Annotated in this window: 19 protein-coding genes; 18 read left to right on the top strand and 1 reads right to left on the bottom strand. The window is 40.5% G+C overall.

Annotated elements, in window-relative coordinates; translation table 11 throughout:
• Positions 1–45 precede the first annotated feature (45 nt).
• The 18 genes from glpX (at position 46) to KQ486_RS01780 (ending at position 13470) form a co-directional block, all read left to right on the top strand.
• The gene (gene glpX, locus KQ486_RS01865; RefSeq protein ID WP_144161457.1) at positions 46–1017 is read left to right on the top strand and encodes a class II fructose-bisphosphatase; all 972 of its coding nucleotides are present in this window, start codon (positions 46–48) and stop codon (positions 1015–1017) included.
• A 408-nt stretch (positions 1018–1425) separates the two neighbouring features.
• Positions 1426–2463, top strand: coding sequence for a nuclease-related domain-containing protein (locus KQ486_RS01860; RefSeq protein WP_216686610.1), 1038 nt, complete (start codon positions 1426–1428; stop codon positions 2461–2463).
• Positions 2464–2861: 398 nt separating this feature from the next.
• The gene (locus KQ486_RS01855; RefSeq protein ID WP_216686609.1) at positions 2862–3245 is read left to right on the top strand and encodes a GntR family transcriptional regulator; all 384 of its coding nucleotides are present in this window, start codon (positions 2862–2864) and stop codon (positions 3243–3245) included.
• Complete coding sequence (locus KQ486_RS01850) at positions 3235–4104, top strand: ATP-binding cassette domain-containing protein (protein WP_216686608.1); 870 nt, start codon at positions 3235–3237, stop codon at positions 4102–4104. The genes KQ486_RS01855 and KQ486_RS01850 overlap by 11 nt, the downstream gene beginning before the upstream one ends.
• Before the next feature lie 2 nt (positions 4105–4106).
• Entirely contained in the window at positions 4107–4811 is a 705-nt protein-coding gene (locus KQ486_RS01845; protein WP_144089050.1) for a hypothetical protein, read from the top strand.
• Positions 4812–5030: 219 nt separating this feature from the next.
• On the top strand, positions 5031–6305 hold the full coding sequence (gene rho, locus KQ486_RS01840; RefSeq protein WP_144089049.1) for a transcription termination factor Rho: 1275 nt from the start codon (positions 5031–5033) through the stop codon (positions 6303–6305).
• Between the two features lie 131 nt (positions 6306–6436).
• The gene (locus KQ486_RS01835) at positions 6437–6682 is read left to right on the top strand and encodes a type B 50S ribosomal protein L31 (RefSeq protein WP_144089048.1); all 246 of its coding nucleotides are present in this window, start codon (positions 6437–6439) and stop codon (positions 6680–6682) included.
• A gap of 4 nt (positions 6683–6686) precedes the next feature.
• Entirely contained in the window at positions 6687–7082 is a 396-nt protein-coding gene (locus tag KQ486_RS01830) for a hypothetical protein (RefSeq protein ID WP_216686607.1), read from the top strand.
• Positions 7083–7393: 311 nt separating this feature from the next.
• On the top strand, positions 7394–8011 hold the full coding sequence (locus KQ486_RS01825) for a thymidine kinase (RefSeq protein WP_144161599.1): 618 nt from the start codon (positions 7394–7396) through the stop codon (positions 8009–8011).
• A gap of 102 nt (positions 8012–8113) precedes the next feature.
• Entirely contained in the window at positions 8114–9184 is a 1071-nt protein-coding gene (gene prfA, locus KQ486_RS01820; protein ID WP_144161469.1) for a peptide chain release factor 1, read from the top strand.
• 21 nt (positions 9185–9205) lie between these two features.
• The gene (gene prmC, locus KQ486_RS01815; RefSeq protein WP_144161472.1) at positions 9206–10042 is read left to right on the top strand and encodes a peptide chain release factor N(5)-glutamine methyltransferase; all 837 of its coding nucleotides are present in this window, start codon (positions 9206–9208) and stop codon (positions 10040–10042) included.
• 164 nt (positions 10043–10206) lie between these two features.
• Entirely contained in the window at positions 10207–10503 is a 297-nt protein-coding gene (locus KQ486_RS01810; RefSeq protein WP_144089044.1) for a DUF2089 family protein, read from the top strand.
• A 2-nt stretch (positions 10504–10505) separates the two neighbouring features.
• Positions 10506–10793, top strand: a complete 288-nt coding sequence (locus KQ486_RS01805; protein WP_216686606.1) for a hypothetical protein — start codon at positions 10506–10508, stop codon at positions 10791–10793.
• Positions 10794–10820: 27 nt separating this feature from the next.
• A complete protein-coding gene (locus KQ486_RS01800; protein WP_216686605.1) occupies positions 10821–11519 on the top strand; it encodes an ABC transporter permease in 699 nt (232 codons plus the stop codon).
• Positions 11520–11521: 2 nt separating this feature from the next.
• Entirely contained in the window at positions 11522–12433 is a 912-nt protein-coding gene (locus tag KQ486_RS01795) for an ABC transporter ATP-binding protein (RefSeq protein WP_216686604.1), read from the top strand.
• A gap of 125 nt (positions 12434–12558) precedes the next feature.
• Positions 12559–12762, top strand: a complete 204-nt coding sequence (locus KQ486_RS01790; RefSeq protein ID WP_216686603.1) for a hypothetical protein — start codon at positions 12559–12561, stop codon at positions 12760–12762.
• Between the two features lie 78 nt (positions 12763–12840).
• Positions 12841–13050, top strand: coding sequence for a hypothetical protein (locus KQ486_RS01785; RefSeq protein WP_216686602.1), 210 nt, complete (start codon positions 12841–12843; stop codon positions 13048–13050).
• 162 nt (positions 13051–13212) lie between these two features.
• Entirely contained in the window at positions 13213–13470 is a 258-nt protein-coding gene (locus KQ486_RS01780) for a hypothetical protein (protein ID WP_144161487.1), read from the top strand.
• 628 nt (positions 13471–14098) lie between these two features.
• Here the strand turns inward: KQ486_RS01780 and istB are convergent.
• The coding region (gene istB / locus KQ486_RS01775; protein WP_246569090.1) for an IS21-like element helper ATPase IstB at positions 14099–14760 on the bottom strand (662 nt) is incomplete at its 5' end.

Raw genomic sequence — 14760 nt, 5'->3', positions numbered from 1 at the left:
ACAAACAGACGAGGGAATTGCAACACCAAAAGGGGAGGAACCTATATGGAAAGAAGTTTATCAATGGAAATCGTTCGGGTCACCGAGGCTGCAGCAATGGCCTCTGCACGTTGGATGGGCCGTGGCGAGAAAGAAGAAGCAGACAACGCAGCAACGGAGGCCATGCGAAAGGTATTTGATACAATTCCAATGAATGGACGAGTTGTGATTGGTGAAGGCGAAAGAGACGAAGCACCGATGCTTTATATCGGTGAGGAGCTTGGAATGACAGGTGGACCGGATGTAGATATCGCGGTTGACCCCGTGGAAGGAACGAACATCGTTGCCTCAGGTAGTTGGGGAGCATTCGCAGTCGTCGGGATTGCCGACCGCGGACATATGCTTCATGCGCCGGACATGTATATGGAAAAAATCGCTGTCGGTCCGGAAGCGGTCGGGAAGATCGACTTGAATGCCTCCGTTACAGAGAACATGAAAGCTGTTGCCGAAGCAAAAGGAAAAGCTATACAAGATGTCGTCGCTTGTGTATTGAACAGACCTCGACACCAACACATCATTGATGAAATCCGCGAAAACGGCGGACGAATCAAACTAATTCCAGAAGGCGACGTAGCCGGAGCAATTAACACAGCATTTGACCATACAGGTGTTGATATCCTATTCGGAACAGGCGGCGCACCAGAAGGAGTCCTCGCTGCCGTCGGTTTAAAATGCCTCGGCGGAGAAATCCAAGGCCGTTTGAAACCAGAAAACGACGAACAAGTCGAACGATGCAAAAAAATGGGCATCGACGACCCGAATCGCGTACTGACAATGGAAGACCTCGTCTCAGGAGACGACGCCATCTTCGCAGCATCCGGCATTACAGACGGTGAACTGCTAAAAGGTGTACAATTCAAAGGCGATCGCGCAACCACACAAACCCTAGTCATGCGTGCACTATCAGGCACCATCCGTTTCGTCGACGGTGCCCACCGCCTAACAACAAAACCAAACCTCGTCATGACAGATGAGTAAAACTTTTATTAGGAAACCAACCGCTGTGGCGGTTGGTTTTTTGATTTAAAGCCTTGAGTGGAACATTTTTGCTTAGGCAAAAATGGACCTTTTGATGTCTTTCACCCGATCCCGCGTGACAAGCTGCTGAAAAGAAGTGTAGACGTCGAAAAATGAAATCGAGCCGTCGAAAAGTCAGCTCGAGCCGTCGAAAAACAGAGTGAAGCCGTCGAAAAGTGGGGTCGAGCCATCGAAAAAGCGCGCCTAGCCATCGAAAAATGAAATCGAGCCGTCGAAAGCCGCCTTGCAGCCGTCGAATAACCATGTTCAGCCGCTGAATCTTACGCAAAAACAGAAGTATCAAAAGCTTGTCACCAAAAAGCTATAGGCTATAATAATATTAAAATTACATAGAAGGAGAGATAAAACTTGTCTATTGATAAAAAGTCCTCAATTCCCCCGCACATCCTCAAGTTACAAGCTCTGTACCACCGTCTACCTCTGAATCACAGCCGTTACCCTCATGTTGAAAAAAGGATCAAAAATGAACTTGCTGGTTTATACGGCGAATCAAGATTATATTATCCACTCAGTAAATTCCCAACTCCACACAAAGTTTTACAAAACACGCGTCTTTATCTTCACTCGTCCTACTTTCAAATAGATTTTTTAATTATCACTCCTAAATTTCTACTCATCCTTGAATCAAAATATTATAGTGATGATCTAATGTTCGATGACACGGTTCATCAAGTAATTCAGAAAAAGGATCAGCAAATAAGAGTATTCGACGACCCTGTTCTACAAGCTGAAGAACAAGCATATCAACTCACGATGTGGTTAGAAAAACTAGGCTACAGTAATTTGCCGATTGAGTATTATGTTGTCATGACGAATTCTCAAACACGATTGCGAATCGATCCTACTAATAATCATCATGCTGAAAAAGTTATCTCCCTCCAGCGGTTACCTTCCCTGTTTCGTGAACTAATCAAAAGATATCAACAAGATACACTCACGTTAAATGAAATGAGTAACCTCACTAAAACCATTTCTTATCATCATCAGACCTATAATCCAGATATTTTAAAAACAATGAAAGTCAGTGAAGGGGACATTTTGAAAGGTGTTATTTGTATGAAATGCGGAACGGTTGGCATGAAAATGTACAGACTTAGATGGCAATGTGTTACATGTGATTACCGTTCTCGTGATGCTCATGAAAATACGTTGAAAGATTATTTCTTGCTGATTGGTCCCACCATTACGAATCAAAATTTTCGAAACTTCACATCGTTAAAATCCGGCAGTACAGCGAAAGACATGTTGAACAAAGCTTCATCAAAAGTTACTGGCAATACAAAATCCAGACAATACCAACTTTCTTATAATTTTGATTCAGAGGATTTCAATTATTTATCTAAATTGAACACAATAAAAAGCAAGTTGAAAAATGAGCTTCAGTAGTCGGCTTTGAATGCTGCCGAATAACTAGAAAGCAACGGAGCCGTCGAAAAACGAACAGAAGCCATCGAATAATGAGCAGAAGCCGTCGAAAAAATCAACGAAGCCGTCGAATAATGAGCGCTAGCCGTCGAAAAAAGCAACGAAGCCGTCGGAAAATGAATAGCAGCCATCGAAAAGAGGCGCCCAGCCATCGAAAAAGCTGCGTAACCACGTCAAAACAATCTTCCAATGCCCCGTAATTCCTCACTATTAAAATGGAAAACCCCACAACTTTTTAAGAATTCGTTGACAAACTCAACTCTCAAACGTATTATGGTCATATACTAAACTATATAACCAACAAACAACAGAACAAACAAGATAAATCAACAAAGCCACACAATAAGGCGGTGAAGACGATGAGAAGAGATTTTGATGAAGGGAAGCCGATTTTCCAACAAGTACGAGAACGGATTGAAGATCAGATTGTGAATGATCAGTTAAAAGAAGGAGATCAAGCACCTTCAACCAATCAGTTGGTCCAGTTTTATGAGATTAACCATGTGACGGTCGCAAAGGGAGTGAATCAACTCGTCGACGAAGGAATTTTATTTAAAAAAAGAGGTGTTGGAATGTTTGTGGCAGAGGGTGCAAAAACAAAGCTAGTGCAGAAGCGTCGCGATGCCTTTATGGATGATTACGTTGTTCCGATGGTTCAGGAAGCGGAAAAATTGGCGATTGAAGAAAAAGAAATGCTGAGGTTAATTCAAAAGATTAAGAGAGGTGAAGAACATGAATCATAAATTAGAAATCAAGCGAGTGTCAAAGTCATTTAAAAAGCATGAAGTAATTAATGAAATTGACTTTAATGTCGAAGGAAATAAAATCGTTGGACTGATCGGTCGAAACGGCGCAGGGAAAACAACGTTGCTCTCTTTAATTGCTGGGCTTAAGCAGTCAGATCAAGGAGAAATCACTTTGGATGGGGAGCCTATCTTTGAAAATCAATCACGGATGCAACAGGTCATGTTCCTATCAGACTCCCAACGTGATCAATCATTGAAAGTCAGAGAAATGCTTGATATGACTGAAACATTCCGTCCGAATTTCGACCGAATATATGCGGATGAGTTAATCAAAACATTTAACTTATCAACAAAAAAAAGTATGAGTGAATTGTCGAAAGGAATGAGGTCGGCCCTGCAAGTCGTTTTAGGCTTAGCAAGTCGAGCGCCAATCACAATATTTGATGAAGTTTACACAGGAATGGACGCACCGACGCGGAAGAAATTTTACAATGAAGTCTTAAATGAGCAAGCTGAACACCCACGCATGTTTATTCTATCAACACATCTCGTCTCGGAAATGGACTATTTGTTCGATGAGATTGTTATGATTCACCAAGGGAAATTACTGCTTCACGATGAGTACGAAGCAATGACACTGAAAGGGCAGACAGTGATCGGTGAAGCAAATGCTGTCGATCAATTCGTTTCTGGGAAAAAAGTACTGAACGAACAACGACTGGGCCCGACGAAATCCGTGACAATCTACGGTGAATTAAGCGAAGAAGAGCGTCAGAAAGCGAAGAAGCAAGAGCTTGAAATCGGCAATGTGTCTTTGCAAGATTTATTTATCCATTTGACAGGAGGGGAAGCGTAGTGATGAGCAAACTAGTAACGAATGATTTACAACGATTTTTCGCCACATGGATACTCATCGTAGCAACCGTATTACTCGTATTACAAATTGGTGTCACAATCGTAAAAGTTATTTTTAGCGTAGAGACAGGTGATGTGTTCACCACGGCATTTGATGCTTATTCTGTCGTCATGATAGTCTTTGGAGTCATGGCGGTTTATCCTTATCTTACGTTGCTCGCTTTCCATGGTGTTACTCGTAAAAATTACTTGAAAGGGACCATCGCAGCTGCCATCAAAACAACATTTCTTTCTTTATTGATTGCACTTGTGTTTCTCGGTTTGGCATATGTTGCAAAGAACGTATTTCAACTGCCTATTAATGGCACGCTTGAATTAGGTGGTTTCGGTGAAAACCTTCTCCTTGCTTCAGTCGGTTATTACCTCTCTTCGCTGGCCATCTTTTTCATAGGATGGACCATCGGGTTATCCTTTTACAGACTTGGTTGGTTTGGAGGGACGATTGCCATCATCATTTCATTGTTTTTATTTGGAATACTAGATTACTTTTGGGAAAATGAGTTTCTTGTAATCACAATAAACGGAATAGACTTCAATAATTTTTGGGAATCTCACTTTTTCATCTCACTAACCGGAACGCTGATCATATTAGTCGGCCTTTTCATCACAATCCGGAGCCTTACCCGCAACATAGCATTAGAATTATAAAAGAACGTAAGCTGGCTAGAACTTCCTAGCCAGTCTTTTTAACAGTAAATCCCAATAAAAAATCAGACTCTTTCTTGCTATCTGACAGTAAAATCGATACAATGGAAGAGTCATAATTTTACCCCAAGATTTTCTCTTCCCAACCCAAGAGATCATCCCTTTATTTCCAAAATAAATTTGAATGAAAAATAATATAAAATAAAAGCGTGGTGTAATGATTTGTCAAAAACATTGACAATCGCAGAGTTAGAAACGAAAACACTCAAGGACCTCTATGCCCTTGCACGTGATTTCGGCGTTTCTTACTATGCAAAACTAAACAAAAAAGAATTGATTTTTGCGATTTTAAAAGCGCAAGCTGAAAAAGACGGCAAGCTATTCGTTGATGGGATTTTAGAAATTATCCCGACAGAAGGCTTCGGATTTTTGCGTCCGATTAACTATGCGCCGAGTCCGGAAGACATTTATATTTCCGCATCCCAAATCCGTCGTTTTGACCTAAGAAATGGCGACTTGGTTTCCGGAAAAGCACGTCCACCAAAAGAAAATGAGCGTTATTTCGGCCTACTACACGTCGACGCCGTCAATGGTGACGACCCGGAAAGCGCGAAAGAACGAATCCACTTTCCAGGCCTGACCGCTCTTTATCCTGATCGGAAAATGAACTTGGAAACGACGAGCAATGTATTATCAACTCGGATTGTTGATATGATGTCACCCGTCGGCTTTGGTCAACGTGGCCTCATCGTTGCCCCGCCAAAAGCGGGGAAAACAACGATATTAAAAGAAATGGCGAATGCGATTACGAAAAATCATCCACATTCCAAATTGATCATACTTTTAATCGATGAGCGTCCAGAAGAAGTGACGGATATCGAACGCTCTGTCGCTGATGAGGTAGACGTTGTCAGTTCCACGTTCGATGAAGTTCCGGAAAACCATATTAAGGTTTCCGAACTTGTGTTAGAACGAGCGATGCGACTTGTTGAGCATAAACAAGATGTCGTAATTCTCATGGATAGTATTACGCGTTTAGCGCGTGCTTACAACCTCGTCATCCCGCCAAGTGGAAGAACATTGTCCGGAGGGATCGACCCAGCGTCCTTCCACCGTCCAAAACGTTTCTTCGGTGCGGCGAGAAATATCGAAGAAGGCGGCAGTTTGACCATCTTGGCAACGACCTTAGTCGATACAGGATCACGCATGGACGATGTCATTTACGAAGAATTTAAAGGAACGGGGAACATGGAGCTTCACCTCGACCGAAGCTTGGCCGAGCGTCGAATCTTCCCAGCAATCGATGTATTGCGCTCCGGCACACGGAAAGAAGAGCTGTTGTTACCGAAAGATCAACTCGATAAAATGTGGGCCATCCGGAAAACGATGCAGGATCAAAATGGATTCCTCGAACGCTTCATGAAGCGATTAAGACAATCGAAAACGAACGATGAATTCTTCAAACGAATGGAAGATGAAATGCAAGGGAAAAACTAGTCTTAGCACAGTAAAAACTTCTTGCATTATGAACATGCAGTTGATATAATCACTCTGTATGAAAAGACAAAGCACACCGTTGTTTTGAAAAAACTCTGTTTCCACAGGATTCAGGGCAAGGAGGGTTAACCATGAAAAAGGATATTCATCCGGAATACCGCAAAGTTGTATTCTTAGATACAAGTTCTGATTTCAAATTTTTGTCTGGATCTACTCTTAATTCTGACGAAACAATCGAATGGGAAGACGGCAATACGTACCCATTAATCCGAGTTGAAATCAGCTCAGAGTCACATCCTTTCTACACTGGTAAGCAAAAAGCTGACAAAGTCGGTGGCCGTGTAGACCGATTCAAGAAAAAATACAATCTTAACTAATAAGATGAGAAAACAAACGCTGACCGTAATTCAGCCAATCACCTGTCAAAGGGATGCGGCTGATCGCGGTCAGCTTTTTTCTTTTTATGTCGAGCGGCTGGAGCGCTTCGTCGAGCGGTTCCACCCCGTTTGTCGAGCGTTTGGAACACTTTATCGAGCGGTTGCCCCCCGTTTGTCGAGCGTTTGGAACGGATTATCGAGCGGTTCCACCCCGTTTGTCGAGCGGCTGGAGCGCTTCGTCGAGCGGTTCGTCACGTTTGTCGAGTGGTTGGAACGTTTTATCGAGCGGTTCCACCCTGTTTGTCGAGCGGCTGGAGCGCTTCGTCGAGCGGTTCGTCACGTTTGTCGAGCGGTTAGAACGCATTATCGAGCGGTTTCCCCCCGTTTGTCGAGCGGTTAGAACGCGTTATCGAGCGGTTGCCCCTCACTCATCGAGCGGTTAGACCTGATCTACCAAACTCGACTTAAAAAATCTTCATCTAATCAAAGCCAAGCGAATCTACCTTTATCTAAACAATCCACTGCCCAAAATCAAAATTAGGAAAAACTAACCCTTTTTATTCCTCTTCGGATTCGGTAGAATGATAAGTGACCATTTGCGGGTATGATTTTTCATGTCATTTTGACAAATACCGCAAGCATTACTGACGATTAACACACATATATGAATATGTTTTAACATAAACCACGAAAAAAGAGGTGCCTCCCATGATGTATATAATGAACCATAAAGGCTGGATGGAAGTCATTTGCGGAAGTATGTTCTCTGGGAAATCAGAAGAACTCATCCGACGCGTGAAACGAGCGACATATGGCAATCAAAAAATTCGCGTATTTAAACCAGCTATCGACAATCGGTATAAAGATGATTCGGTCGTCTCTCATAACGGAAACGCGATCATCGCCCACCCGATCCGACAAGCTTCAGAAATTGAAGAAAATGTAACGGATGATTTGGATATCATTGGTATTGATGAGGTCCAATTCTTTGACGAAGAAATCGTTCAAGTGACACAGCGATTAGCGAATCGAGGCATTCGTGTCATTGTTGCTGGTCTTGACCAAGATTTCAGAGGCGAGCCGTTCGGTCCGATGCCACAATTGATGGCGAACAGTGAAATGGTATCAAAACTGCATGCGATTTGCCCGATGTGTGGGTCACCAGCAACGCGTACACAGCGATTGATCGACGGTGAGCCGGCTTCATACGACGATCCCGTCATCATGGTTGGCGCTTCTGAATCGTACGAGCCACGCTGCCGTCATCATCATGAAGTGCCGAATCACCCACATTTACATCAAGTATCGAAATCAGAAATGAATCAATAAGATAACATAGCAAGCACTATCCGTGAATTAGTGCTTGCTATTTTTGACGGTAGCCCGCCACTGTAATATAATAATGAAGGAAAAAGTAGAGGTGAACAGAATATGTTCGATAAATTGCAAAATATCGAAGACCGTTACAATCAATTGACTGAAAAATTGATGGACCCAGAAGTCATCAATGATTCCAATAAATTACGCGATTATTCAAAAGAGCAATCAGACATACAGCCAATCGTTGAGAAATTTCGTCAATACAAAGAAATTCGGCAACAAATAGACGAAGCGAAAACAATGCTCGAAGAAGAGTCTGATGAAGACGTGATGGAGATGGCTCAAGAGGAACTAAACGAACTCGAGCCACAGATCGAACCACTCGAACAAGAAATGAAATTACTGCTCGTTCCGAAAGACCCGAACGATGATAAAAACGTTATTATGGAAATTCGCGGTGCAGCAGGCGGAGAAGAAGCGGCATTATTTGCTGGAAATCTTTACCGTATGTACGCACGCTATGCGGAAGCTCGTAACTGGAAAACCGAAATCATCGATGCCCATGAATCTGATATGGGTGGTTATAAAGAAATCATCTTTATGATTACCGGTAAAGGCGCATACTCTCAAATGAAATACGAAAACGGTGCACACCGTGTACAACGTGTCCCAGAGACCGAATCGGGTGGACGGATTCACACGTCTACATCAACCGTCGCCGTGCTTCCGGAAGCGGAAGAAGTTGAAGTAGATATCCATGAAAAAGATATTCGTGTCGACACGTTCGCATCCAGTGGACCAGGTGGGCAAAGTGTTAATACGACGATGTCAGCTGTCCGTTTGACCCACGAACCAACTGGAACAGTCGTATCTTGTCAGGATGAAAAATCCCAGATCAAAAACAAAGAAAAAGCGATGAAAGTTTTGCGTGCTCGTGTGTATGAAAAATTCCAACAAGAAGCACAAGCAGAATACGATGAAAACCGTAAATCAGCAGTCGGTACAGGTGACCGTTCTGAGCGAATCCGTACGTACAACTATCCACAAAACCGTGTGACGGACCACCGCATTAACTTGACGATCAATAAACTCGATCAAATTATGGAAGGAAAACTTTCCGAAATTATCGAAGCGTTGACGATTGAAGAACAGACATCGAAACTTGATCAAGTTACGGAATAATTGATAGAAACGGTGAAATACATGGAACAACCAACGATTCAAGAAGCTCGTAAATGGGCTTCTTCTTTTTTACAGTCACATGATAGAGAAGAGCGCGTGGCAGACCTCATGTTGTGTCATTTGCTGGATACGACAATGAGCGGGTTATTTATGAACGCCCTTGAAAAACTGGAAACGAAAACGCACGAAACATTCGTCGGTTGGGTTGAAACCCATGCAGCAACAGGAAAACCACTCGAACATTTCACCAATACAGCGACGTTTTATGAACGCGACTTTTACGTCGATGAAAATGTCCTCATTCCACGTCCGGAAACCGAAGAATTAGTCCAATACTTGCTTGGAAAACTTTCAGGAACAGAAACAGTTGTGGATATCGGTACAGGAAGCGGCATCATAGCGGTCTCGTTAAAAAAAGAAATGCCTACCTTACGTGTATTGGCAACCGATTTATCGCATGAAGCCCTTCAAGTTGCTCGTCGAAATGCAACGGCACACACTGCGGACATCGAGTTTTTGCAAGGAAGTTTTTTGGAACCCGTCATCGAGGCTGGTCACAACATTGACGTCATTGTCTCCAACCCGCCATACATCGCACAATCAGACCGAGACAGCTTGAGCGATACGGTCATTTTCGACCCACAAATGGCATTATTTGCTGAAAATGACGGACTGTTTGCTTATGAACAAATCATTGCACAATCGAAACGTCTAAAACCAAAGCAGCTCGCCTTCGAAATCGGCTATCAACAAGGCGAGGCAGTAAGCATGTTAATTCAACAAACCTGCTCCAAAGCTAGCCCGGAAATTATTCAAGACATCAATAAAAAAGACCGTATCGTTTTTGCTGAGTGTTAAAGCGAAGCCTCTCATTAGTTTACTAAACTGTTGAGAGGCTTCTTTTTTATGGAATAAAATTCAGCACTATATAAATAATATTTAAATAAAATTGAAAAATACTTTAATATTATTTAATTTAATGTTAAAGTAAACTTACACATTAGATGAGATGAGGTGATTAAATGGATATAAGAGATGTTCCAAGTTGGATCTTGTCTTTGGATCAAGAGGATGTGGAATTCATCAAAAAATTCGTCATGAACTCAGGTTCTTTAAAAGAAATCGCAAAAGTTTATGAGGTTTCTTATCCGACAGTAAGGATTAAGTTAGATCGGTTAATAGAAAAAATAAAATTAAATGATGCTGCGGAAAATGAAGAATTTATTCAGTTTATCAAAAAGCTATCGATTGATGATCGAATCAATTTGGAAGAAGCGAAATTGATTATTGAAAAATATAAAAAAGAAAAGGAGAGGTAGCAATGCATTGGTCTCTAAATATTTTACTCGCGATTTTCATACTAGTTCTTCAACACTTCCTTTCAACAAGAAATAAAGTTTTTTGGGGAGGTTTACTACCAGTAGCCTATGTCATACTCCTAATTTACCTTATTCTGTCAGGATTAATGGACGTCGGTTCAAGGGACTTTTGGTTTATTGCCATTTTAGGCACAACGATTTTACTGGGAGAGTGGATATCAGGTAGAGAATCCCTCGAAAAAAAGAGGAAACAAGAGTTGGATAAAATGACGTCTCATGACTTGAAGTAAATAGATGACAAAAGGAGAAAGCAAAGAATGATTCATATATTATCAAGAGAGTTTCTTGACTCTTTTAAAAGTGTGCGGTCCATCCTAATTATATTATTTATTACATTTGTATCTTATCAATCAGCTACGTTCATTGATAGCAATCCAGGTTTGATTCAAGAAATTGTAAAAATCGGTGGTGAGGAAGGAACAGTATATACTGCTGCGATCGCTCTCATCGTATTAATACTCGGATTTCTATTTGTTTTTGCGACGTCTCATGATTTGATCAACAAGGAAATCGAATTAAAAACGATACGTTTACTCGTGACGAAAACGTCGAGGATGCAAATCATGGTAGGTAAATTTTTAGGAACATTGTTATTTTGGGTAGCTACGATAACGATATCATTTGCAGTTATATTCATCATCTCTGGATCGTGGTTTTTGAAAGATTATTTTCATTCCTTCGTATTTTTATTTTACATTGTTAGCTTCGTCGTTTTAGTTTCCACCGTATTCACAAAGTCAAAATTAACAATGTTCTTGGGTATTCTATTCGGTATTGCCTTACCGATTTTAGGGCTCGCTTCAGCTGTCTCGAGTAAATGGTATTTAGTCCCGTTCAAATACCTATTACCTTATAGATATTTAGAAGGTTCGATCGGATTGATGTTCGTTCCCATCATTATAGGAGTGATCTACCTACTAATATCTGTGTTCATCATGCAAAGGAAGGATTTATAGATATGAGTATAGTTGAAGTGAATCATTTAACAAAAAAGTATGGAACAACAGAAGTGTTAAAAGATATTAACTTAGAAATCTACCAAGGCGAGGTTTTTGGTTTTGTGGGTCATAATGGCGCTGGGAAATCTACTTTCATTCATACGATTACAGGTATAACGAATAAAAGCGCAGGCTCTTTTAAGATAATGGGCATTTCAGACAGCCAACTCAACCATGCCAAAAAAAGAATAGGTGTTATGCCAGACGTCTCTAATTTATATGAAAATATGAAAGGGTTAAACTTTTTACGCTACATGGGTAAGTTAGCTGGCGATAAGCGTAGCAAGCCAGAGTTGAAAACATTAATGAAAGAAGTAGGCTTAGAGGACGCCGCACAGAAAAAAATTAAGTCCTATTCCTTTGGTATGAAAAAGAAAATTTGTATAGCACAAGCGTTACTAGGAAATCCTGATTTAATTATTCTAGATGAGCCAACATCAGGAATTGATCCAGAATCAACAATTAACATACGAGACTTAGTGATAAAATTGAAGGAAGAAGGGAAAACGGTCTTTCTTACCTCACATAATTTAGATGAAATCGATAAAGTCAGTGATCGGGTCGGCATTCTCAGTGATGGTGAGATTAAAAAACTAGGCACCCCACGCCAATTAAAAGAGGGAATTGCTGCAGGCGTTACGATTTCCGTTAGAACAAAACCGATTTTGCAGAAAAATGATATTCAAAAACTGTCCGAGAAAATGAACACAGACATAATCTTTATGGAAGCTAAAAAAGATTATACGCTCCTACAGGTGCCTTCAGAAGAAGATTTGCCAGAAGTATCAAAAGAGATCATTCAATCGGATGTTCATCTGTATGAGATGAAAGTGGAGGAACGTTCATTAGAAGATGTCTTTATGAATGCTTAAGTGATCCTCGTTCGAGACGTCTTCAAAATGAAATCAAAGCCAATTTCCTTGCTGAAAAAATCAGTATGGAACTTGGCTTTTTATCTTTCCGAACTGTTATTTCTGACAAACTAGGAAGTAAATATATGACATATCTATCCAGACCTTCAAGTCGTCAAACGAAATCGACCACACTCTTAGTTGGCATCGCATTTCTACAAGGAAGTTTTAGAACCAGTATTCAAGATCGAAGCAATAACGTAACAAAAAAAGACTTGATTATTTTAGGAAATCTTCTTCAAAACACAGAAACTTATGATACATTAGGGCTAAGTAATTTTAAAATATAGAATTATTTTTCTTCAACAAAACGGCTATTTAACTACATAGTTTATTTATAAAAGGTGTTGACGATTGGAGAGAAAAATATGGAGGTATTTTTAGTTAGTCTTAATTCAATAATAATTATTTGTATGACGATTAGTACAATAATTAAGGCACTAAATATTGCATTAAAGAGGAAGGAAATATCAAAACAAAAATATAGACTATTAGTAGCTTCTTCCACTATGATTGGTGTTTCAATAGCCACAGCATTACCATTCATCTTTATAAAAGTGTTTGAGCGTATTACCTAAATAATAATGAAAATGTAGCAGAAAGTTAATTAGGAGGGGATGTAAGCGTGAATGCTAGCAGGCTCGACACCTCTATTGCTTCGCGCGCGGTTGTCGCGCAAGGTTTGAGTTAGAATCGGTCCAGATTATAAAATAAAATTAAATTATAGGGAGGTCATTTAGATGCAGTGGTCAGAAATAAGCTCAATATTAATTATGCTTTTGCTCTTAGGTTGGGGTATCAGTTTAATGAGTCAAAACAGTGCTCTAAAAAAAGAAAACCTTAGGCTTTTGAAGAAAACTGGAGAATATGACGATATGAAAAATGAAGCAAAAGAAATATTAAAAAGTTCAACGGAAGTAAAGACTGTGAAATCATTGAGAGAGAAATACGGTTTGTCATTGATAGATGCGAAAAAAATTGTTGACTCAGTAAAATAGTATCTATCAGCAATCGTACGCAATAAACGAATAAGATATTCCAGAATAGGGCCATTTAACGGAAAAATGCTTTGGGGAAGAGGGGTTATATAATTGGATCTTCTAGTGGAAATTTTAAGAGTTGTAGCTAGCGCCTTGCTTATTATAAGTGCTGGTTTTTATCTAAGGGATTTAGAAAAGACTAAAAAACAAAGAAAACTTACCTCACTTGAGTTAATAATGTACTTAACGATACTGTTTGCATTTATTCTTTTTGCTCTCAGTTTACTAATTTCAATAGTTTCCTAGAAGAAAGTTATACATCAATTGGACGTAGTTATGGAAGAGGCACTGGGCCTGAAGTAAAGAAATTCCATACAAATATACCAGATGAAGTTCTTGTAGCTATACATGTACAGCTTATAAATATTAAAAATTACTAATGATTAACATGTGTTTTAAATTTAATGATCTTTTATAGATGTGCGCAATTGCTTAGTAAGGACTACGTTTCAATTGGGCCACATAGCAGAATAAAAGGGAACTAATGTTAGAACTATTTTAAGGGGGATTCGATGATTAATGTATTTTGCAAGAGAAAATCTGATAATAATGCAAAAGAAATTCGAGAACTTTGCCAGCCCATTTTTTATGATGGGTAGTTCGATAGAGCGTGTGTAACACGATAACTGTCACCGGTAAAACTTAGTATATGAGCATGGTGAATCACACGATCCACCAATGCAGCTGTCAGTCTTGCATCGACAAAGATGCGATTCCATTGGCTGAATTCTAGATTGGAAGTAATGATAAGACTCTTCTGCTCGTACCAGTCCGTAACTAGCTGGAACAGTAGCTCAGCCCCATCTTTACTAAACGGAATATAACCCATTTCGTCCAAGATGACGAGATCCACTTTCTTAAACTTGTTTCTAAACCATTGTAATTTTCCCTCGCTCCAAGCTTTCTCCAACTGATCCACCAAATCTGCTACGCGGTAGAAACGCACCTCATATCCTTTTCGGCATGCGTTCCGTCCTAACCCAGTGGCGATATGTGTTTTGCCGGTACCGGGGGAGCCTGTCAGAATGACATTTTCTTTTCGCGAAATGAATCTCAAGCTCTCTAGGTCTCCACGGTCGATCTGCGGTGGGAATTTCACTTGGTCACCCCATTGGAAACTGTCTAGCTCTTTATTGTTCATGAATCTGGCTTTCTTTATGAGACGTTCACCCTTTGCTGTATCACGAAGGTCGAATTCCTGCTGAAATAAGGCCTCTAGGTATTGACTGGGATCCTCGAAGGGGACTC

Origin of the sequence: Allobacillus halotolerans (genome assembly GCF_018967645.1) — a bacterium.
Classification (GTDB): Bacteria; Bacillota; Bacilli; order Bacillales; family Alkalibacillaceae; genus Allobacillus; species Allobacillus halotolerans.
The sequence above is the reverse complement of the archived record's forward strand: the minus strand, read 5'-3'. Positions and strand labels throughout refer to the sequence as shown.

What these genes read in the sequence shown, in the direction of transcription:
- KQ486_RS01835 (WP_144089048.1), top strand. Translation starts at nt 6,437, where the DNA reads ATGAAAAAGGATATTCATCCGGAATACCGCAAAGTTGTATTCTTAGAT.
- KQ486_RS01780 (WP_144161487.1), top strand. Translation starts at nt 13,213, where the DNA reads ATGCAGTGGTCAGAAATAAGCTCAATATTAATTATGCTTTTGCTCTTA.
- KQ486_RS01805 (WP_216686606.1), top strand. Translation starts at nt 10,506, where the DNA reads ATGCATTGGTCTCTAAATATTTTACTCGCGATTTTCATACTAGTTCTT.
- KQ486_RS01845 (WP_144089050.1), top strand. Translation starts at nt 4,107, where the DNA reads ATGAGCAAACTAGTAACGAATGATTTACAACGATTTTTCGCCACATGG.
- KQ486_RS01825 (WP_144161599.1), top strand. Translation starts at nt 7,394, where the DNA reads ATGTATATAATGAACCATAAAGGCTGGATGGAAGTCATTTGCGGAAGT.
- prfA (WP_144161469.1), top strand. Translation starts at nt 8,114, where the DNA reads ATGTTCGATAAATTGCAAAATATCGAAGACCGTTACAATCAATTGACT.
- KQ486_RS01855 (WP_216686609.1), top strand. Translation starts at nt 2,862, where the DNA reads ATGAGAAGAGATTTTGATGAAGGGAAGCCGATTTTCCAACAAGTACGA.
- KQ486_RS01850 (WP_216686608.1), top strand. Translation starts at nt 3,235, where the DNA reads ATGAATCATAAATTAGAAATCAAGCGAGTGTCAAAGTCATTTAAAAAG.
- KQ486_RS01785 (WP_216686602.1), top strand. Translation starts at nt 12,841, where the DNA reads ATGGAGGTATTTTTAGTTAGTCTTAATTCAATAATAATTATTTGTATG.
- prmC (WP_144161472.1), top strand. Translation starts at nt 9,206, where the DNA reads ATGGAACAACCAACGATTCAAGAAGCTCGTAAATGGGCTTCTTCTTTT.
- KQ486_RS01830 (WP_216686607.1), top strand. Translation starts at nt 6,687, where the DNA reads ATGAGAAAACAAACGCTGACCGTAATTCAGCCAATCACCTGTCAAAGG.
- KQ486_RS01795 (WP_216686604.1), top strand. Translation starts at nt 11,522, where the DNA reads ATGAGTATAGTTGAAGTGAATCATTTAACAAAAAAGTATGGAACAACA.
- KQ486_RS01800 (WP_216686605.1), top strand. Translation starts at nt 10,821, where the DNA reads ATGATTCATATATTATCAAGAGAGTTTCTTGACTCTTTTAAAAGTGTG.
- KQ486_RS01810 (WP_144089044.1), top strand. Translation starts at nt 10,207, where the DNA reads ATGGATATAAGAGATGTTCCAAGTTGGATCTTGTCTTTGGATCAAGAG.
- KQ486_RS01790 (WP_216686603.1), top strand. Translation starts at nt 12,559, where the DNA reads ATGACATATCTATCCAGACCTTCAAGTCGTCAAACGAAATCGACCACA.
- glpX (WP_144161457.1), top strand. Translation starts at nt 46, where the DNA reads ATGGAAAGAAGTTTATCAATGGAAATCGTTCGGGTCACCGAGGCTGCA.